Annotated in this window: 17 protein-coding genes; 13 read left to right on the top strand and 4 right to left on the bottom strand. The window is 62.0% G+C overall.

Translation table 11 applies throughout. The features are described 5' to 3' along the window. Window positions 1–3: 3 nt before the first annotated feature. Window positions 4–576 (bottom strand): elongation factor P, encoded by a 573-nt coding sequence (efp, locus tag AU182_RS03525; RefSeq protein WP_066960695.1) that lies wholly within the window; start codon window positions 574–576, stop codon window positions 4–6. 107 nt (window positions 577–683) lie between these two features. Here efp and epmB point away from each other — a divergent pair, with 107 nt between their 5' ends. The 7 genes from epmB to AU182_RS16615 all read left to right on the top strand — a co-directional run bounded on the left by epmB (window position 684) and on the right by AU182_RS16615 (window position 13,119). Continuing rightward, window positions 684–1,733, top strand: a complete 1,050-nt coding sequence (epmB, locus tag AU182_RS03520) for an EF-P beta-lysylation protein EpmB (protein WP_066960692.1) — start codon at window positions 684–686, stop codon at window positions 1,731–1,733. 185 nt (window positions 1,734–1,918) lie between these two features. Beyond that, window positions 1,919–3,820 (top strand): hypothetical protein, encoded by a 1,902-nt coding sequence (locus tag AU182_RS03515; RefSeq protein ID WP_066960688.1) that lies wholly within the window; start codon window positions 1,919–1,921, stop codon window positions 3,818–3,820. A gap of 282 nt (window positions 3,821–4,102) precedes the next feature. After that, window positions 4,103–6,187 carry an EAL domain-containing protein gene (locus AU182_RS03510; protein WP_066960685.1) on the top strand — a complete coding sequence of 695 codons (2,085 nt, stop codon included), beginning with the start codon at window positions 4,103–4,105 and terminating at the stop codon, window positions 6,185–6,187. Window positions 6,188–6,400: 213 nt separating this feature from the next. After that, window positions 6,401–8,386, top strand: coding sequence for a M1 family metallopeptidase (locus AU182_RS03505; protein WP_066960682.1), 1,986 nt, complete (start codon window positions 6,401–6,403; stop codon window positions 8,384–8,386). Window positions 8,387–8,603: 217 nt separating this feature from the next. Then, complete coding sequence (locus AU182_RS03500) at window positions 8,604–9,686, top strand: efflux RND transporter periplasmic adaptor subunit (protein ID WP_193754282.1); 1,083 nt, start codon at window positions 8,604–8,606, stop codon at window positions 9,684–9,686. Then, the gene (locus AU182_RS03495) at window positions 9,683–12,802 is read left to right on the top strand and encodes an efflux RND transporter permease subunit (RefSeq protein ID WP_066960677.1); all 3,120 of its coding nucleotides are present in this window, start codon (window positions 9,683–9,685) and stop codon (window positions 12,800–12,802) included. Before AU182_RS03500 ends, AU182_RS03495 begins: the two co-directional genes overlap by 4 nt. A gap of 143 nt (window positions 12,803–12,945) precedes the next feature. Continuing rightward, entirely contained in the window at window positions 12,946–13,119 is a 174-nt protein-coding gene (locus tag AU182_RS16615) for a hypothetical protein (RefSeq protein ID WP_193754281.1), read from the top strand. Here AU182_RS16615 and serB read toward each other — a convergent pair. Beyond that, complete coding sequence (serB, locus tag AU182_RS03490; protein WP_066960674.1) at window positions 13,113–14,135, bottom strand: phosphoserine phosphatase SerB; 1,023 nt, start codon at window positions 14,133–14,135, stop codon at window positions 13,113–13,115. The genes AU182_RS16615 and serB overlap by 7 nt on opposite strands. A gap of 140 nt (window positions 14,136–14,275) precedes the next feature. Here serB and AU182_RS03485 point away from each other — a divergent pair, with 140 nt between their 5' ends. The 5 genes from AU182_RS03485 to AU182_RS03465 all read left to right on the top strand — a co-directional run bounded on the left by AU182_RS03485 (window position 14,276) and on the right by AU182_RS03465 (window position 17,874). Continuing rightward, window positions 14,276–15,367, top strand: a complete 1,092-nt coding sequence (locus tag AU182_RS03485) for a hypothetical protein (RefSeq protein ID WP_066960671.1) — start codon at window positions 14,276–14,278, stop codon at window positions 15,365–15,367. Between the two features lie 190 nt (window positions 15,368–15,557). Then, the gene (locus AU182_RS03480; protein ID WP_066960668.1) at window positions 15,558–15,827 is read left to right on the top strand and encodes a hypothetical protein; all 270 of its coding nucleotides are present in this window, start codon (window positions 15,558–15,560) and stop codon (window positions 15,825–15,827) included. A gap of 97 nt (window positions 15,828–15,924) precedes the next feature. Then, entirely contained in the window at window positions 15,925–16,314 is a 390-nt protein-coding gene (locus tag AU182_RS03475) for a hypothetical protein (protein ID WP_066960665.1), read from the top strand. A gap of 112 nt (window positions 16,315–16,426) precedes the next feature. Next, on the top strand, window positions 16,427–17,212 hold the full coding sequence (locus AU182_RS03470) for a 3-hydroxybutyrate dehydrogenase (RefSeq protein ID WP_227718105.1): 786 nt from the start codon (window positions 16,427–16,429) through the stop codon (window positions 17,210–17,212). Continuing rightward, on the top strand, window positions 17,197–17,874 hold the full coding sequence (locus AU182_RS03465) for a response regulator transcription factor (protein ID WP_082859185.1): 678 nt from the start codon (window positions 17,197–17,199) through the stop codon (window positions 17,872–17,874). Before AU182_RS03470 ends, AU182_RS03465 begins: the two co-directional genes overlap by 16 nt. Window positions 17,875–17,914: 40 nt before the next feature. Here the strand turns inward: AU182_RS03465 and AU182_RS03460 are convergent, their stop codons facing one another. Together AU182_RS03460 and AU182_RS03455 are read right to left on the bottom strand one after the other, a co-directional pair. After that, window positions 17,915–18,727: a LytTR family DNA-binding domain-containing protein gene (locus tag AU182_RS03460; RefSeq protein WP_066960660.1), complete on the bottom strand. Its 813-nt coding sequence runs from the start codon at window positions 18,725–18,727 to the stop codon at window positions 17,915–17,917. A gap of 98 nt (window positions 18,728–18,825) precedes the next feature. Further along, on the bottom strand, window positions 18,826–19,914 hold the full coding sequence (locus AU182_RS03455; protein ID WP_066960657.1) for a sensor histidine kinase: 1,089 nt from the start codon (window positions 19,912–19,914) through the stop codon (window positions 18,826–18,828). Between the two features lie 147 nt (window positions 19,915–20,061). On the opposite strand from AU182_RS03455, the gene AU182_RS03450 reads away from it, so the two are divergent. After that, window positions 20,062–20,529, top strand: coding sequence for an EVE domain-containing protein (locus AU182_RS03450; RefSeq protein WP_066960655.1), 468 nt, complete (start codon window positions 20,062–20,064; stop codon window positions 20,527–20,529). The last annotated feature ends 49 nt before the right edge of the window (window positions 20,530–20,578 follow it).

Raw genomic sequence — 20,578 nt, 5'->3', positions numbered from 1 at the left:
AGATCAGTCTTCCTTAGCGCGACCCAGGTATTCCCCAGTACGGGTATCCACCTTGATGGACTCGCCGATTTCCAGGAACAGCGGCACCTTCACCACCGCACCGGTAGACAGAGTCGCAGGCTTGGTACCGCCCTGGGCGGTATCACCGCGCAGACCGGGATCGGTATCGGTAATTTCCAGAATCACGTGATTCGGCGGAGTAACCGCCAGCGGCGCACCGTTGTACAGCGTCACCACACAGATATCCTGCTCCTTCAGCCACTTGGCCGAATCGCCAACCGCCTTCGCATCCGCCTGATGCTGCTCGAACGTCTCCGGCTCCATGAAATGGAAGAACTCACCATCGTTATAGAGATACTCCATATCCCGGTCCATCACATCCGCAGACTCCAGGCTCTCACCGGAACGGAAAGTGCGCTCCCACACACGGCCAGTCTTCAGGTTGCGCAGCTTCACCCGGCTGAACGCCTGGCCCTTACCGGGCTTCACGAACTCATTGTCCACAATGGAACAGGGGTCGCCGTCCAGCATTACCTTCAGACCGCCTTTGAATTCGTTAGTGGAATATGTACCCATGAGCTCCTCGAAATATCAGCAGAATGCCGTCAAATTGATTAAACTTCGCGCGGCCCGCCAAAGGCCTTTCAGCAGTTACCAGCCACCGCGCCAAAAAATAGCCCGCTATGATACAGCACCGCCAGCCCAGCCGTGAAATAAGCCGCATCGAAATCCACACCCCCGGTGAGGACAGTGCCGCCGCACGCCGCTGGCAGGACGAAATGGCCGACCTGGTCACCGACCCGCAGGAACTGCTCGACGCCCTGCAACTGGCACCGGCGCAACTGCCCCAGCTCACCGCCGCCTCCGCGCTGTTCCAGCTGCGGGTGCCGCGCCCCTATCTCAAACGCATCCGCCCCGGTGACCCGCAGGACCCGCTGCTGCTGCAAGTATTGCCCAGCGCCGCAGAACTGCAGCCAAACCCCGGCTTCAGTGACGACCCGCTGGAAGAGGCCAACGCCAATCCAGTGCCCGGAGTGGTGCACAAGTATCGCGGCCGCCTGCTGCTGATCACCGCCGGCCAGTGCGCGGTCAACTGCCGCTACTGCTTCCGCCGCGCCTTTCCGTACAGCGACAATCATCTCAACCGCCACCAGTGGCAGCAGGCACTGGACTACATCCGCAGCCAGCAGGACCTGCGCGAAGTCATCCTGAGTGGCGGCGACCCACTGGTAATGAGCGATAAACAGCTCGGCTGGCTGGCAGCAGAGCTTCAGCACATCCCGCACCTGGACAAGCTCCGCATCCATACCCGCCTGCCGGTGGTGGCCCCCTCGCGGATCAACCAAGAGCTGCTCGACTGGTTCAGCGGCAGCCGCCTCAAGCCGGTGCTGGTACTGCACTGCAACCACGCCAATGAAATCGATGGTGAGGTGCGGAACGCGCTCGGCCGTCTCAGGGCCGCCGGCGTCACCTTGCTCAACCAGTCGGTACTGCTGAAGGGCGTGAATGACACGGCGCAATCGCTCGCGGACCTTTCGGAAACGCTGTTTGCCGCCGGTGTGCTGCCCTACTACCTGCACCAGCTGGACCGGGTACAGGGCGCCGCCCATTTTGAAGTCAGCGACGACCGCGCCCGCGACCTGGTGGACCAGTTGCGTCATCGCCTGCCCGGATACCTGGTCCCGAGGCTGGTACGCGAGATACCCGCAGAAAAATCCAAGACACCGCTCTGATCAAACACCAGTGCTGACCCGCGGGCCAGGAATACCCCCCACAAGAGCCAATCCGCGACAGCTCCGCGATACGCGCCCGCTGAAATCGCGAAAAACCTCGCACCCGTGTCGCCGCGTTCAACTGGTACGATTGTTTCTATCGCGATGTCTCGTATACTGCGGAGAGATAAAATCCGGTTAGAGTCATGCAGGAAGCAGTCGATACTCATAAAGCGGGAGAAACCCGCACCGGCAATGAAGCCGGGCAGCCTCAAGTACAAGCGCCATCCGTCGCATCGGGCGATTCGTCCACACCACCCAGCGCCAGCATCCAGCCCCCGGGCGGCGATGCCGCAAGCCCGCGCACGTCATCCAGGCCTGTGCCGAACTCCCCCTCACTGCTGGAGCGCCTGTCGCCGGCCCCCCTCGACTTACAGGAACTCACCTGCAGTTGCCGCACCCCCCGCCAGTTGAAGCGCTGGCTTGCCGGCTACCTGCAACAAAATCCCCCGGCGGACAGGGCACAACGCAATGCCGGCACCCTGCGCAGCCTACTCACGGAAGTGGCCCGCTGGAGCAAACCCGCCGGGCAGCGGCTGGCAAGCCTGGAGGCTTTGCGCCCGGTGGTGGTGGCGCACTACCAGCAGCTGGTGCATCCACTGTTGAGCCAGGCGCGCGAGAACCCGGATACCGCACAAACCCAGGAACAGCGACGCGACCTGTTGACGGGAATCATTCTGCTGCAGCACCTGGCGCTGGCCTATACCAGTGTGTGCGTGCAGCTGGCCACAGCGATGGATGCGGGCACACCCAGCGTGCTAACCCGTCGTCGCCTGGCCATCGCACTACACCGTGGCATCGACGGCTTGCGCCGGCTGATTTTCACCAGCAATGTATTTTTTCTGGCTAGCCCGAAAGGCAGCTGGGGCCGCTTGCAACGTCTCGTGCAGCTGGCGCGGGAACAGCAGCTGGATCAACGACGGGTCGCCGACCCGCTGGCGGACCCGCTGGCCGGAGGGCACCGCTGGGGTCGCATTGTGCGGGGCTATCTGGATATTGCCCTGTTTGCCAGCGCCAACCCGATGCAGCTTACCAGCACAGAACAGCTGCAACTGTGGCAGTGCTGCCGCCGCTGGGCCGCCCGTGCCTCCCTGCTGGACTCGCCGGCACCTGGCACCCCCACACTACTCGCCAGCCTCAAGCTCGACCAACCCCCGATTCCCTCGGTGCGCCTGCAGCAGAGCCGGGTTGGCATGCACCACTTCACCGCCCCTCAGGGGTGGTCGGTAGACCTGACCCGCCCATTGCAACAGCTGCAGCGTCGTCTGCGTCGCCCCGGAGCCTTGTCTTCCGATGTACTGCAGTGGGTGCAGGGGGTATGGGCAGGCGAAAAAAGTCGCGGCGGACAACGCACCCCGGTGAATATTCGCTGCCAGGCGGTCGTCGGCCTCAGTGCGGTTTGTCATCACCTCAAGTGCGACGACGAATCGGCGCCGGAACTCGAAGCGGCCTTCGCCCCAACCGCCAAGTCGGATCGCGCGCTGGTCATGGATGTCGATGCCGTCGACTTCCGCACCGGGCGCACACTCCGCAGCTACGAGGTTTCCGCCGCCGATGACCTGCTGCCCAGTGCGCCCTCGGTGGCGCGCAACAAGAAGACCACCACCACCCGCCAGCGCTATCAGCCGATTCCCGCCACCCTGCTCAATACCAGTGATGGCGGTGCCGGCCTTCGGCTGCCCCCGGCGACCCAGGTTCGGCTGCGCTGCGGTGACCTCATCGCACTGTGGCTCAACGACCGCTGGCAGGTCGCCCTGATACGCTGGCAATACACCCTCCCGGACCAGTGCCGGCTGGGGGTTGAATTCTTTGGTGGGCACTCCAGCGCGGTACAGGTGCACCGCCACACCCACGACGGCCGCCGCACCGCGCCCATGGCCGGCCTGTTGACCGGCGATGCCGGGCTCCCACCGGAACTGGTGCTCCCCATTCCGCTTTTCCAGTCTGGCGACACCGTGGACATCGTCAATGCCGGGCAGACGCGCACCGTGGCGTTGCGCAGCCCGACCCTGACCACCGGCAGCCTCGCCATCTTTGAATTTTCCTGAAGCCGGGCCTGCCCGCGGCCGATTGCGCCTGAGGAAACACGCGCACGATTCGTCCTGTTAGGGGGGCATCTTGGAACCGGATCCCAGAGTGACAACGCGGCACTTGTTTGCGCGGATACACAACGCCTAAACTAGCCGGTTCGCGGCCTCTTGGAATACCTGACCGGTGACCACAACCGACAAGGGCCTCAGGTACTGCAGGGAAGCGGTCATACACCGAGTGAAACCGCACAGTTATGGAGCTTGCATAACGCCGCCGCAACGCAGTACAACAGGAAAACAATGAGCAGCGACAACACCATCCGCCTTCTTCTGATCAACGATACCCCCACCGAAGCCCAGCGCCTGGTGAGCATGCTGCACAATGCCGGCCGCCCCAACCGCGCCCAGCATGTGGCCAGTGAGGGCGCCCTGACCAAGCTTCTGCAAGAACACACCTGGGATCTGCTGATCGCTGCCGAGCAGAGTAAACAGCTGGCCGCGGCCACCGCCATCCGCACCATCAGCAAGCTGCAGAAAGACGTGCCCACCGTGCTGTTGACCGAGCGTGCGGGCGCCCAGCCTGTGGTAGAAGGCCTCAAGGCCGGTGCCCGAGACGTGGTCACCGTGGACGAAGACCAGCACCTGCTGCTGGTGATCCAGCGCGAACTGAGCGCGCTCGAAGAACGCCGCCAGGCGCGGATCCACGACCGCCGTTACCACGCCACCCTCGCCCGCGCCAAAGAGCTGCTCGACAGCTCCAAGGATGCCATCGCCTATATCTCCGATGGCCTGATCGTCTACGCCAACGAATCCTTCGCCGAACGCTTTGGCTACAAAGACCGCGACGACATTGAATACCAGCCGATGATCGACATGCTCACCGAGGGAGAGCAGGAAGACGCACGCGAATTCATGCGCCAGTGCGCCATCAACAACAACGAGGTGGAAGCGCAGGAGTGGCAATTCACCGCCAAGACGGCCAGCGGCGCGCCCCTCGGCACCAAGGCCGAGGTGCTCTCCACCGTGTACGACGACGAGCGTTGCCTGCAGATCCGTATCGCCGCCAGCAGTGGCAATACCGAAGAGCTGGAGGCCCAGCTGAGCGAGGCGAAAAACCGCGACGCTGCCACCGGCCTGTACAATCGCCAGCGCTTCGTACAGCTGCTCAACAACGCCATCCAGTCCGCCGCAGGCTCCCAGCGCACCGGCGGCCTGATGTATATCGAAATCGACCGCTTTGAAGAGTCTGTACAGCAGATCGTGGGGGTCGCCGGCGCCGATGACCTGCACCGCAAATTCGCGCAGCTGCTGCAGAGCAGCGTGCGTCGCGGCGATGTGGTCGCCCGCTACGGCGAGGAAAGCTACTGCCTGCTGATGCCGGAAACCACCCCGGACAGCGCCGAGGGCCGCGCCAAAGAATTGCTGCAAAAGATCGCCGACACCATTTTCGAAGCCTCGGGCAAAACCCTGCACATTACCGCTTCCATCGGTATTTCCCTGCTGAGTGAAACCTCGGGCAATGCCGACAAGGTGCTTGAGCAGGCCTCCAAGGCCCACGACCAGGCGCTCAAACGGGAAAATGGCAACAGCTTCGCCCTGTTCGAGCCCGACAGCGAACAGCAGGGCGACGCCAACACCTACCACCGCGCCCGCGTTACCCAGGCGCTGGAAGCGGGCAACCTCAAGCTGCTGTACCAGCCGGTTCTCAGCCTGCAGGGCAGTGGGGAAAAAATCTACGAAGTGCTGGTGCGCCTGGTAGACGGCAAAGAGGAACTGGCCCCCCTCGCCTTCCTGGAAACCCTGGGCGACGCCGGCCTCTCCACCAAGATGGATCGCTGGGTCATCCTCAGCGCGATCAAGGCCGCCGCCGCCCAACGTGCCAAGGGTGAAAACGTTTCCGTACTGCTGCACCTCACGGTCGCCTCCCTCAAGGACACCAGCCTGCCGGCTTGGCTCGGCGTCGCTTTCAAGGCCGCCAAGGTGCCCCCCAACGCGGTCACCTTCCAGCTGCGCGCGGAAGACATCAACAGCAACCTGCACGCGGCGCGCGACTTCTCCAAACTGGTGCAGGATATGGGCTGCCGGGTTGCGATCTGCCATTTCGGCACCGGCCTGAGCCCGTTCAAGGCGCTGGAACATGTGCAGGTGGATATCGCCAAGATCGACGCTTCCTTCGTGCGCGAGGTACAGGACGAAGGCGAAGACAGCGAAGGACTGGTCAAGCTGGTGGGCCAGCTCAAGGAAATCGACACCCAGGTGATCGTCCCCCACGTGGAACAGGCGAGCATGCTGCCCACCCTGTGGCAGACCGGCACCGACTACATCCAGGGCTACTATGTACAGCCGCCGGCCGACGAAATGGATTTTGACTTCAGCCTGGATTGACCGGCAGCTTCTGTGCGCGGGTGTTGCGCGGCCGGTGGAATACCTCCGGCCGCCACACCAAAATCACCCCGCCCGGGGACCGCATTTCGGTCTACCTTAAACAGCGATGCAACAACCGGTTTTCACCTCTCGCCGCCTATTGAGTATTCTGTGCCGCGAAGTATTCACCCCGTTCACTCACCTACACGCACAACAACAATCATGGAGCCCCCTATGTTGCCCCAATTGTTAACCCCCAGCCTCGGCCGCCTGATCGGCGCCGGATTGCTGGCCTGCAGCCTCGTCACCCTGAGCGCCTGCGGCAAAAAAGAGGCTGAACCCAGTACTTCAGGCACCGCGACCCCCGAAGGCGCCACCGAGTACCAGGCGGAAGACCTGCAAAAAGAAGGCGCCATGGCGGAGAAAAATGGGCCCGAATCCGGCGTCGACTACCACTCCTTTGCCAACACCGACGCCTTCCGCGTCAAGCACCTGGATCTCGACCTCACCGCCGATTTCGACAACAAGGTGTTGAAGGGCGAAGCCATTCTGGATATCAAACGGCTCAGCCAGAAAAATCCGCCGCTGATCCTGGATACCCGTGACATCGACGTAAAAGCCGTGCGCGCCGGCGTTGGCGACAGCCTCCAGCCAGTGAAATTCAGCATGGGCAAGAAAGACCCGAACCTGGGCACCCCGCTGAAGATCAATCTGCCCAAGGGCGCCAGCAAGGTCGCCATCCAGTACCAGACCTCCCCCGGTGCCTCCGGTGTGCAATGGCTGGAACCGCAACAGACCGCGGGCAAAAAGCATCCCTTCCTGTTCACCCAGGCCCAGGCGATTCACGCACGCAGCTTTATTCCCCTGCAGGACACCCCGCAGGTGCGCATGACCTACAAGGCCACCCTCCGCACCCCCAAAGAGCTGCGCGCAGTGATGAGTGCGAACAACGATCCGGAAGCAGAGCTGGACGGCGTGTTCGAGTTTGAAATGCCCCAGGCCATTCCGTCCTACCTGATCGCCATCGGCATCGGCAATCTGGACTTCAAGGCGATGGGCGAGCGCACCGGCGTCTACGCCGAGCCCGAACTACTCGACGCCGCGGCCAAGGAGTTTGAAGACACCGAGGATATGCTCGAAGTCACGGAGCAGAACTTCGGCCCCTACCGCTGGGACCGCTACGACCTGCTGATCCTGCCCCCCAGCTTCCCGTTTGGCGGCATGGAAAACCCGCGCCTGAGCTTTATCACCCCCACGGTGATCGCCGGTGACAAGAGCCTGGTGGCACTGATCGCCCACGAGCTGGCCCACTCCTGGTCCGGCAACCTGATCACCAATGCCAGCTGGCGCGACCTGTGGTTGAACGAAGGCTTCACCACCTACCTCACCAACCGCATCATGCAGTTTGTGTACGGTGACGAGCGCTACCAGATGGAAATGGCGCTGGGTTACGACGACCTCAAGGCCGACCTGGACGACCGCGAAGACAAAGACGAGATCATGGCCATCGACCTGCGCGGCCGCGATCCGGACGAAGTCTTCTCGAACATTCCCTACGAAAAAGGCTCCCTGTTCCTGTATGAACTGGAGCAGAAGGTGGGCCGCGAGAACTTCGACAAATTCCTGATGGAGTACTTCAACCACTTCGCCTTCCAGAGCATTACCACGGAAGACTTCGTGAAATACCTGGATGACACCCTACTGAAGCAGTACCCGGACAAACTGGACCGCGCGCGCATCCAGCAGTGGATTTTTGAACCGGGCATTCCCGAAGGCGCGCCGCAGCCCACCTCCGATGCATTCACCAAGCTCGATCCGGTGCGCGAGCAATGGCTGAACGGCGACATCAAGGCGAGCGCGATTGACACCAAGGACTGGACCTTCCACCAGTGGAAGTATTTCCTCGACGGCATGCCGGAGAAACTGAGCGAAGATCAGCTGCAGGAACTGGATAGCACCTTCGATCTCACCCAGTCGAAAAACAACGAGATCGCCTTCAGCTGGTTAATGATCGCGGTGCGCAACGACTACCAGCCGGCCAATGCGCGCCTGGAAGACTTCCTCACCAGCATCGGCCGCAACAAGTTCCTGCGCCCGCTGTACCGCAACCTGGTGGAAAACGGCAAGACCGACGAAGCCAAGCGGATTTTCGAGAAAGCCAAGCCGGGTTACCACCCGCTGACGGTCAAGGTGAACAGCAAGATCATCTACGGCGACTAAACTCGATGGCCAGGTCACCCTTACGGGCAATCCAATAGGGCGACCGCCAGCGTACAACCCCCGGGTGTGCATGCGCCCGGGGGTAAATTTTTGTAAAACCCCTCAACTCTGACTTCCCGCTGCACTAGTCTGGCGCGGAAGTTGCTGCACTTGGTGCGACACTTTTCCGCGCCACCATCAAAATAACTGTTTTGACCATCAGGTAATGCCCATCACCATGAAACTGACCCGTGCATTCGGACGCGCCTCCCGCACCCTCGCCGTGGCCTGTGCCGCGCTGCTGAGTTTTTCCTCCTCAACCGCCGTTCTCGCACAAGGCGGCCCCGGCAGTACCCCGATCCCCGTGCGCGTTGCCGCCGTCGAGCTGGAGCAGATTTCAAACCCGGTGGAGGCACTGGGCACCGCCAGAGCGTGGGAGTTTGTTTCCCTGCGCGCCGGCGTCACCGAACACATCAGCCGCATTGCGTTTGAAAGTGGGCAACGGGTAAAGGCCGGCGATGTACTGGTGGAACTGAGCCACGGCGAGGAGCTGGCAGAACTGGCGGGCGCCCGCGCCACCCTGCAGCGTTATGAGCGTGATGAAAAACGCCTGCGCGGGCTCGTGGGCAAGAACCTTTCTACCCGCGAACAACTGGAAGCCGTGGAAACCCAGGTGGCGGAGACCCGCGCGCTGATTGACGGCCTGCAGGCGCGCATCGATGACCGCATAATCCGCGCGCCCTTTGACGGCCAGCTGGGACTGCGCAACATCAGTGTGGGCAGCCTGGCCACCCCCACCACGGAAATCACCACCATCCAGGAAATTGACCGCCTGAAACTGGATTTCACCGTGCCCGAGCGACAGCTGTCGGCCATTTCTGGCGGTATGAAAATCGAGGCCATGAGCCAGGCCCACCCCAACCGGGTATTCAATGGCGAGGTGATGATCGTGGAAGCGCGGGTGGACCCGCAGACCCGCGCCTTTACCGTGCGCGGCCGCCTGGACAATCCGGATGGCGACCTCAAGCCGGGCATGTTGCTGCGGGTCAAGATCATCAGCAACCCACGCCAGGCGCTGACCATTCCCGAGGCGGCGCTGGTACCGCTGGCGGGGGATCAGTCCGTGTTTGTGGTAAAGAAAACCGAAGGCGGACATGTGGTGCAGCGGCGCGAGGTCGAAATCGGGCACCGCTACCTGGGCAAGGTTGAGGTACTCTCGGGGCTCTCCCAGGGAGACCAGGTCGTCACCCGCGGCACCCTGCACATCCGCGACGGCCAGGCCGTTGCTGTCGAAGCGCAAAACGGAGCAGCCAGCCAATGATCATCAGTGATACGGCGGTCAAACGCCCGGTATTCGCGCTGGTGCTGGCACTGCTGCTGGTGGTGTTTGGCCTGATCAGTTTCGACCGCCTGGCGCTGCGCGAATACCCCGATATCGATCCGCCCATCGTGTCCATCGACACCAACTACCCCGGCGCCTCCGCGGATATCGTGGAAACCCGTATCACCCGCGTGATCGAAGACCGTATCGCCGGTATCGAGGGGATCAAAACCGTCAGCTCATCGAGCACCGACGGGCGCTCGCGCATCTCCATCGAATTCAATATCAACCGCGACGTGGACGGCGCGGCCAACGATATCCGCGATCGCGTTTCCGGCGTGATGGACAACCTGCCGGTAGAGGCGGATCCGCCGGAGATTGAAAAGGTCGACAGCAGCGACGACGTGGTGATCTGGCTGAACCTGACCTCCGACCGCTTAACCGTGCCGGAGCTCACCGACTACGCCAACCGCTACCTGGTGGACCGCTTCTCGGTGCTCGATGGCGTGGCCCGGGTGCGCGTGGGTGGAGCCAAAGACTTTGCCATGCGCATCTGGCTGGACCGCGGTGCCATGACCGCGCACAACGTGACCAGCGCGGACATTGAACAGGCGCTGCGCGCGGAAAACCGCGAGCTGCCGGCGGGTTATCTCGAGTCCAGCGATCGCCAGTTCACCCTGCGCCTGCAACGCCAGTTCCAGAGCGCCGAGGACTTCGCGCGCCTGGCGGTGGCCACCGGCGATAGCGGCCACGTGGTGCGCCTGGGCGATGTGGCGCGAGTGGAGCTGGGCTCCGCCGAGGACCGCTCCACCTTCCGCGGCAATGGCGAGCCCATGGTGGGCATCGGCATCACCCGCCAGTCCACCGGCAACATCGTGGCGGTGGCGGAGGCGGCCAAGGCGGAGATGGTGAAGGTCAACAAGACCCTGCCCGACGGCATGCGCCTCAGCCAGAGTTACGATGCCTCGGTGTTTGTGTCCGAGGCGATCAGCGAGGTGTACACCACCCTCGCTATCGCGGTGATCCTGGTCACCCTGGTGATCTACCTGTTCCTCGGCAACTGGCGCGCGACCCTGGTGCCAGCGGTGACGGTGCCGGTGTCCCTCATCGCCACCTCCATCCTGCTGTACGCGTTCGGATTCAGTATCAACCTGCTCACCCTGCTGGCGCTGGTACTGGCCATTGGCCTGGTGGTGGATGATGCCATTGTGGTGCTGGAGAATATTTTCCGGCGCATGGACGAGTACGGTGAGCCGCCACTGCTAGCCGCCTACCGCGGCGCCCGCGAGGTGGGCTTTGCGGTAGTGGCCACCACCATGGTGCTGGTGGCGGTGTTCGTGCCCATTACCTTCCTCGAAGGGGATATCGGGCGGCTGTTCTCGGAATTCGCCCTGACCATGTCCGCCGCAGTGATCTTCTCCTCGATCACCGCGCTTACCCTGTCGCCGATGCTCGCCTCCAAACTTGTGCGCCCCAGCGATCACCACAACGCGGCCACCCGCTTTATGGACAACGCACTGTCCCGCGTTCAGCACCGCTACAGTCGCGGGCTCGACCTGCTGCTGCGCCGCCACTGGATTGCCGGCTGTGTGTTTGTGGCGGTGATGGCGTTTGCGGCGCTGGCGTTCCGCCTGATTCCTACGGAATACGCGCCGCGGGAAGACCGCGGCTCCTTCTTCCTGCTGGTAAACGGCCCGGAGGGTGCCAGCTACCAGTACATGCAGGAATACATGGATACCATCGAAGAGCGGCTGATGCCGCTGGTGGAGAAGGGCTATGTGAACCGCCTGCTGGTGCGCTCACCGCGCTCCTTCGGCAGCTCCGCCACGTTCAACAGCGGCATGGTGATTTTCACTCTCGCCCCCTGGGGTGAACGGCCCTCGGCATTCGAGCTGATGAACCAGGTGCGTGCCGCGGTGAGCGACCTGAGCGGCGTGCGCGCCTTCCCGGTCATGCGCCAGAGCTTTGGCGGAGGCCTCGGCAAACCGGTGCAGTTTGTACTCGGCGGTGGCAGCTACGCGCAGCTGACGGAATGGCGTGACCAGCTAAACGCGGCCATCGACGAATCCAACCCGGGTCTTGTGGGGGTCGACTGGGACTACAAGGAAACCCAGCCGCAACTGCGCATCAATGTAGATTACGAGCGCGCTGCAGACCTGGGGGTACAGGTCAGCGATGTCGGCACCACCCTGCAGACCATGTTTGGCTCGCGACGCGCCACAACCTTTATCAGCAATGGCGAGGAATACGATGTGATCCTCGAAGGTGAGCGGGAGATGCAGCGCACCCCGGACAGCCTGGAAAACCTCTACGTGCGCTCCACCACCACCGGCCAGCTGATTCCCCTGCAAAGCCTGGTGGAAGTGAGTGAGTACGCGGACTCGCCCCAGCTGCAGCGCTACAACCGGGTGCGCTCCATCACCCTGGATGCCAATCTGGCGGATGGACTGGTGCTGGGCGAAGCCCTGCAGTACCTGAACCAGCTGGTGGATGACAATATCGAGGGCTCGCCGGTGATCGACTACAAGGGCCAGTCGAAGAGCTTCCAGGACTCCGGCAACACCATCCTGTTCGCCATTCTGCTGGGCGCGCTGGTGGTGTTCCTGGTGCTCGCCGCCCAGTTCGAGAGCTTTATCCACCCGCTGGTGATCATGTTCACCGTGCCCCTGGCCATGGCCGGCGCCCTGCTCGGCCTGCTGCTTACCAACCAGTCGCTGAATATCTACAGCCAGGTGGGCCTGATCATGCTGGTGGGGCTGGCGGCCAAGAACGGTATTCTGATCGTGGAGTTCGCCAACCAGCTGAGAGATCGCGGTGTGGAGTTCGGCCAGGCATTGCGCCAGGCCGCGGAAACCCGCCTGCGGCCAATCCTGATGACCGGCATCACCACCGCCGCCGGCTCGCTGCCGCTGCTGCTTTCCTCTGGCGCTGGCTCGGAAACCCGCGCGGTGATCGGCACCGTGGTGTTGTTCGGGGTACTGGCGGCGACCCTGTTTACCGTGTACATCGTGCCGGTGGCCTACGACATACTGGCACGTCGCACCGGATCCCCGGGGCAGGTGGCGCGGGAAGTGGCGGAACTCGACGGGGAGTATCCGATCACAAAACCCGATTGATTGGCGGCAGATTTTGCGCCGGGCTAGGCATACCGGCGCAATTCTCATAATCTTCGCGCTTACCGCGCAACTTTTTCCCGCTTGGGCTCGTCTAATGGGCAGCAACCGGGAAACCGTAACCGACTCGCAGACAGGGACCCCACATGGGCAAGCGACTAATCGCCGTCACCGCACTAATCACACTGGCAATGATAATGGCCGCCTGTGAACGACAGGCTACCTGCTATCAGGACGGCGGCAAGCGCAAACCGTCGATACCGTTCGCCAGTGTGAACGCGGACCTGCCGCCGCTGGTCAGCCTGGTCAGCCGCTACTGAGCGGCGTCATCCAGCAGCGCATCGATCTGGCGGTCATTGAGACCAAACAGGTACAGGGCCGCATCCAGCTCAAAACCATCAATCGCCTGCGGCGCTTCCGCGCGCACCTTCGGCTTGGCGTGGAAGGCAATGCCCAGCGCCCCCAACGCCAGCATCGGCAGGTCATTGGCACCATCGCCTACCGCAATCACCTGCTCCAGAGACAGATGCATTTCCTCGGCAATTTCCTGTAACAAATGCGCCTTGCGCGCGCCATCCACGATCGGATCAATCACCCCGCCGGTCAGTGCGCCGCCATCAAATTCCAGCTGGTTCGCGTGAATCACGTCCACCGCCAGGTGGTTATCCTTCAGGTAATTGGCGAAATAGGTAAAGCCCCCGGAAAGAATGGCGGTTTTGCAGCCCAGTGCGCGCAGGGCACGCAACAGGCGCGGGGCCCCGGGCATGATCGGCAGCTGGGGCGCGATATCCGCGAGGCTGGCCTCGGTAAACCCCTGTAACAACCCCATGCGTTTGCGGAAACTCTGCTGGAAATCCAACTCACCGCGCATAGCCGACAGAGTGATCTCCGCTACCTGGTCGCCAACCCCGGCGATTTTAGCCAGCTCGTCGATAACCTCCGCCTGGATCAGCGTGGAGTCCATATCGAAACAGGCGAGCCTCGGCGCGCGCTGGGTACCCCCCGGCTGCAGGATCAACTCCATGTCCAGTCCATCCGCCAGTGCCAGCAGCGCCCGGCGCGCGTCATCGAAAGCCAGTTCGCCGTCGAGCTGCAAGCGGATCGCACAGCAAGCGGCACGGCACGCCAGAATATCCACGCCGACCACGCGCCACTGCTGCCCATCGAGAAACGCCTGCAGTGCCTGCAGTGATGGTTCGCGCACCTGCCCGGTGAGCAGTGTCAGGCACCAGGGCGCACTCACCGCCGCGGGGCAATCGGGCATCGCCTCCGGTAGATGTTGCGCGAAGACCCGCTGGCAAAGGGCGGCGAGAGAGGCGTAGTTAGCTGCGTCCATGACTGACTCTTGATGGTTGGCGGGCGGTGCCTCTGCGGACAACGCACCGGAAAAAGGCCGCGCATTATAGCGCGGCGCCTTTTTTCGCTGAAGAAGTGGGATAAAATCAGCCGCTGTACTGCCAGCGAAAACATAACAAGATGAAAAACCTCCTCGCCAGCCTGTCCGAATTCAGCCACAGCCTGCCCCAGCGGCTTGCCGGACTCTCCCGTAAACAGCGGCGTCAGCTGCTGGCGGCCACCATTTGGCTGACCCTCGCCGGCTTTTGCCTCGCCACCCTCGGCCACGCGTTCGGCCAGCAGCAGTCCGCGGCCATCGCCCGGGACCGGGCCAGTGCCGCCGCGGCGGCCAAATTGCTGGCCAGCCAGAGCCTGCAGCAGATCGTCGCCGGGGACCGCATCAGCCTGCAGATACTCGCGCAACAGGCGCTGACACTGCCATCGGTGCACGGTGTAACCATCCAGGACGTCGATTCCACGCCGCTGGCCCAGACCGGAGAGCGCAGCCGCGGTGAAATGATTACCGAGCCGGTGGTACTGCACGATAGCCTGGCGGGCAGTGTGGCACTGAACATTCAGCCCGGCGCATCGGTAACCTATCCTTGGGGCAGCCTGTTGCTGTGCCTGATCTTCGCACTGCCGTTTAGTGCCGCCTGCGCCCTGGCGGCCGATCGCCTGAGCGCACAACCACAGCGCAAGCCCCTGATCGTGCCCAAGGCCAAACCCAAGCCGCCGCCGGAAGTCACCGCGGGCCTGTACCTGCGCCCGCTGAACTGGGCGCAGCTGGGCAACCAGCTGTCGCGCAGCGCCTTGGACAGCCTGCAGGAAACGCTGGACCAGCGCCTGCAGTTACTCACCCGAATTTACGATGCGCGCCCCCTGCCGAGCGCCGGACCCGCGATCGGGCTGGGCTTTGCCGGCGACGACGCCGCCTTTCGCGCGGTCTGCGCCGGCCTCCTGCTGCGCGGCCTGCAACAGTCGAGCCGCGCCACCGGTCTGCAGCTGGCGCTGGCGGTGCTGCCAACCCGGCCGCAGCGGTTCGACTTCGCGGGCGAGCAGCTACTGAGCCAGTCCCGCGGCCTGGCACTGCATCCGCAGCTGCAGGACGACGACTCCCTGGCCGACCGGATCCAGTGCCATACCACCAGCGCGGGCGCCGAGGTCACTGGCCTGAACCCCAAGCTCCAGCAGCTTCTGGACAATCAGCTGCAGCAACTGGTGGCCGCCGGATAACGGTTCACTTATAACCCGACCTGTTTTCATCGCATTTCGGTCGTTGCAATCCCCTAATAATCTTCGTGATTCGACCTCCGCGACCCTTAAATACCTTCCACTTGGGTTTCGATTTGCCGCCAGTAACGTTTCTCTGCCGAGCAGATCGAAAATAAAAAGGTTCACCCGCCCTCGCGGCGTGGAGGTTTTCATGAAGCGTTCTTTTGCAGGACTGGCTAGCGGCATCGGCGCCGCTGCGCTGCTGGCAATGTCCGGCTGCACCAGCATGGAGAACATGACCGACACCACAACGGCCATCAACCGCACCAACCAGGGCCCCGGCTACTACTCGGTGCAGAGTCGCTATTACCACTGCCACCAGAACGGACGCTGCCACAACGTTCGCCACCCCAACTACTACATGAACGCCGGTGAATACCGTCGCAACATGCCCCAAAACCGCGTCAACCAACCTCGCTGAACCTTCCCAGTACGCGTTAAGTAACGAAAACAGCTCACCGGTACTTACTGCGCTTGCGCGCGGTGACTGCCCGCTGCTTGTCCCCCGGAGGTCTCCTATGAAGAGCATTGTCAAAAAAGGCCTGTTGGCCGTCACCGTATTCGGCACCCTGACACTGGGCGCCTGTGTTTCCGATGGCTATTACAGTTCCAGTAGTGTCGGGTACTCCAGTTACCCCTACTCACGACCCTATGTGTACCCGTCCAGTAGCGTGTCCTTCTACTACTCGTCGCCACGCTACTATCGCTATGGCCATCGCTACGGCCACCCCCGTTACTATCGCGGCGGCTACCATCGCTACCACGGTCGCCACTACTACAACCGCCCGGGCTATCGCCCGCCCCACAGCCACCATCGTCCGAATCGTCCCGGTCGCCCGACGCACCTGCCCAGCCATCGTCCGGGCGGTGGGCACCACCACCGCGGTGGCAGACACCATCGCCGCTAGGCCCAGGCCAATGACCGGGGTATGAGGCCAACTCATACCTTGGTCATACAGACCCGCAACTCCCGCCGCTGCTAGGATTTATCCAAAGAATAAGCATCTGCGGGAGTTTTTCGTGCAGCAGAATCAATCGCACTCCGTCCTGATCACTGGTTCTACCAGCGGCATAGGCCTTGCCATCGCCCACTGCTTTGCCAGGGCCGGGCACCACGTCATGCTGCACGGTCTTGCAGATAACGAAACCGCTGACGCACTGCGCGCAGCATTCGCGGGCTACCCCGGCAACCAGGGTTTCAGCTCCGCGGACATCGCCAGCGAGGCGGGATGCGCGCAGCTGGTGGCAGACACCCGTGAAGCCATTGGCAACCCTTCGATCCTCATCAATAACGCCGGGATTCAACACACCGCTGCGGCCCATGAATTCCCCAGTGACAAGTGGCACCAGATTCTGTCGATCAACCTGAGCGCCAGTTTTTTCCTGTGCCGTGAGCTGCTGCCCGCCATGCGCGCGGCGCGCTGGGGACGCATCATCAACGTTGCCTCGGTGCACGGACTGGTCGCCTCTGAAAACAAGTCCGCCTACTGCGCTGCCAAGCACGGCCTGGTAGGACTGACCAAGGTGCTCGCCCTGGAAAATGCCGACCACAACATCACCGCGAATGCCATTTGCCCGGGATGGGTGGAAACACCGCTCATCCAGCCGCAAATTGAAAATATCGCCCGCGAGCAGCAGGTCGACCTGGAGACGGCACGCGCAGAGCTGGTGGGCGCAAAACAACCGATGGCACGCGCCACCAGCCCCGACGCGATCGGTGAACTGGCGCTGTACCTCAGCGGCGATTTCGCCGGCACCATTACTGGTGCGGCCTTGCCGGTGGACGGCGGATGGAGCGCACAGTAGTATCGGTGGCACCCGATTCATTCATCCTTCAGGGTGCTGCCGTGAATTATCAACTGCTGATTGCCGACGACCACCCGCTGTATCGCGACGCGCTGGCGACCACCCTCACCCCACATTTTCCCAAGGCCGAGCTGCTACAGAGCGAGGACCTGGACTCCACACTCGCGCGGCTGGCGCAGTCCGAAATCGACCTGCTGATGCTCGATCTGAACATGCCCGGCAGTGAGGGATTCAGCGGCCTGGCGCGGATTCGCAACGATTTCCCTGCGGTGCCGGTGGTGGTGGTTTCCGGTAGTGACCGGCACGGGGTCATCCAGCAGGCAGCCGGTCTCGGTGCCAGCGGATTCCTGTCAAAAACGGCACGGCCAGACGAAATACTGCAATGCATCGAATGCGTGCTGGCGGGAGAGCAGTGGTTCAGCGAAGAGGCGCTGCAGGCAGAAAGTGAAAGTGCGCTGGCAGAGAAGCTGGGCCTGCTCACACCGCAGCAATTGAAAATTTTCCAGATGATTGCCCAGGGCATGCTGAACAAGCAGATCGCCTACGACCTGGACATTACCGAGCCCACGGTGAAAAGCCACGTGACGGCCATTTTGCGCAAGCTCGAGCTGCGCGATCGCAAGCAGCTGATCCGCGAGGCACAGGCGCTGATCCAGATCTGAGCGGGGTTGCCAGCCGTGAACCCCACGGCGGCATTTTCAGTCAGATAAAGTGCTGCACCTTGTTTTTATAGCTGCGGCTCATTTTCAGGCGCTCGCCATTGTTCAGCACCAAATGATACTCGCCATTGATGTGCGCACAGATTTCCCGCACGCGCTTGAGGTTAACAATGGTTGAGCGGTGGATACGCTGGAAGACTTTCGGGTCCAGCTGCTGCTCCAGCTCCTTCATGGTGATACGCATCACGTGGGTCTCGCCATTGGCGTGCACACACATGTAATCACCAGCCGCGTCGATCCAGTCAATTTCACGGGCGGGCACCAGGGTAATCTTGCCCGAATCCTTGATCGCTATTTTTTCCGGGTAACGGCTACTGCCAAGCTCACCCGCGGCCAGCCTTTCCTCCAGGGCTTCCGGGGATTCCTGAGTGAGGTCGGCCACCGCCTCCAGCAGCTGTTCACGCTGTGCAGCAAGATTTTCACTGCCGAGCTTTTCCCGCGCGCGCTGCAGGGCACGGCTGAGGCGATCTTCCTCGATGGGCTTCAACACATAGTCCACGGCGTTGACCTCAAAGGCCTCCACCGCGTACTGGTCGTAGGCGGTAACAAATACGATCTGGGGGAGGGCGTCTTCGGGCAGTAACTGCACCAGTTCGAGCCCGGTCACACCGGGCATCTGGATATCCAGAAACGCCACGTCCGGCTTGAGACTGACGATCTGCTCCTTCGCCTCACGGCCATTACCGCATTCCGCCACCACCTCGACACCGCCAAGGTTTTCCAGCCGCAAGCGCAAACCGCGCCGGGCCAGAGGTTCATCGTCTACGATAATGACTTTCAAACTGTCGCTACTCACCGCTTGTCTCTCCACCTGTAAAAACCGTTTCCTTACGTTTTCCCTGTAACGCCGCCTTTTTCAGACCGACGTTTAAGCTCAATGAGCGAGGGCAAGAGTCAGTCCCGCTCAAAGGGGATACGCAAATGTACCGCAAGCCCACCTTCAGGACGATTGCAGAAACGGGTTTTCTGTTCTGCACCGTACAGTGCCTGCAATCGCTCGCAGGTATTGCGAATACCGACGCCGCCGCCCTTACCCAAATGCACCAGTTCTGCCTCCGGCATACCGGGACCATTGTCACTCACCTCCAGTAACAATTCACCGGCAAACACCCGCGCCTTGATCCGGACTTCCCCGCCCCATTCACGTTGCGAGATGCCGTACTTGATCGCATTCTCCACAAGGGGCTGCAGCAACAGGCTTGGAACCAGTGCCTGCTCGGCCTCCCCCTCCAGGTCCACCCGCACCTGCAAGCGGTCGGCAAAGCGGACCTTTTCAATGTCCAGGTACAGCATCAGCGCCTCGACTTCTTTCGCCAGGGTCACCTTTTGCATGGGGTCGTTGTCCAGCGAGTGACGCAGGAACTGGGAGAGGCGCGTCACCATGCTGTTTGCAGTCTTGCCATCCTGGTCGAGGATCAGCGTGGAAATCGCGTTCAGGGTGTTGAACAGAAAATGCGGGTTCAGCTGGTAGCGCAACATCTTGAGCTGCGACTGGTGCGCGATGGACTCCGCGCGCAGCGCTTTCTCCTGCTGTAGCAGTGAGGCCTGGTAATACTTGATGCCGTAATACAGCGCCGTCCACGTCATGTAGATCAGGAACGAGTAGGAGAACCAGTAGATGGCCATCACCATCGGGTGTTCGTCACTCTCCTTGCCATACAGCCACAGGGAGCCACCAAACTTGATGGCCGCCCAAAGCGCCGCTCCCAGGATGATCACGCCGAGGGTGCCCACCAGGCGCTGTGCCGGCGCCTTGTTCCAGAGCCGCTGGAAGCCGCGGCGCATACCTTCGGATATGGCAATACCGGACGCCGTGGCCACGGCAATATAGCCACTGTACAGCCAGTGGTTCTCTACCCAGAAAAAACCACCGATAAACGTCAGCAGCGTATAACCCGCCCAGCCGCTCCATTGCAGCGCCCAGTACTGGTTGCGCTCAGAGGTCAGCCATTCGGAAAGCCAGTTGAAAACGGAAGTGCCCATAATGCTCCAAACATGCGCAGAAAGTGCGCCAATCTGGGAAAATAGCCTAAATCACCAGGGGCGTGGGCGAAATACCACCAAACGCAACAATCTGACAGACTGCCGCAGATTACGGCCAGACCGGGCACATCGAGGGGAAATAGCGGGATGAATTACTGGTTATTCAAGTCGGAGCCGGACGAATACAGCCTTTCGGACCTGCAAGGCGAGCCCGGCGGGATCGGGCGCTGGGATGGTATCCGCAACTATCAGGCGCGCAACTTCCTGAGGGATCAGGTCGAAGAGGGCGACGGTGTGCTGTTTTACCACAGTGCCTGCAAGGTGCCCGCAGTGGTTGGCACCGCCCGTGTGGTGCGCGCCGCTTACCCGGATCCGGCCCAGTTCGACCCGGAAAGCAAATATTGCGACCCCAAGGCCAGCACAGACAAGCCGCGCTGGTATTGCGTGGACATCCAATGGCAGAGCGCATTTGCCCATCCGGTGTCGCTGAAAGACATCAAGCAGAACCCGGCGCTGGCGGAGATGGTGCTGGTCAAGCAGGGGCGGCTGTCGATTCAGCCGGTGACGGCGGCGGAATGGAGACAGATCGAAAAGCTGGGAGCAGGCTCTGACTGACAAAGGCGGATGCGCTTCGCTTATCCACCCTACACGAACACCTTGGAAA

It is taken from the genome of Microbulbifer sp. Q7, assembly GCF_001639145.1.
Taxonomy (GTDB): Bacteria; Pseudomonadota; Gammaproteobacteria; order Pseudomonadales; family Cellvibrionaceae; genus Microbulbifer.
Note: the sequence above shows the minus strand (reverse complement) of the source record. Positions and strands in the feature narration are given on the sequence as shown.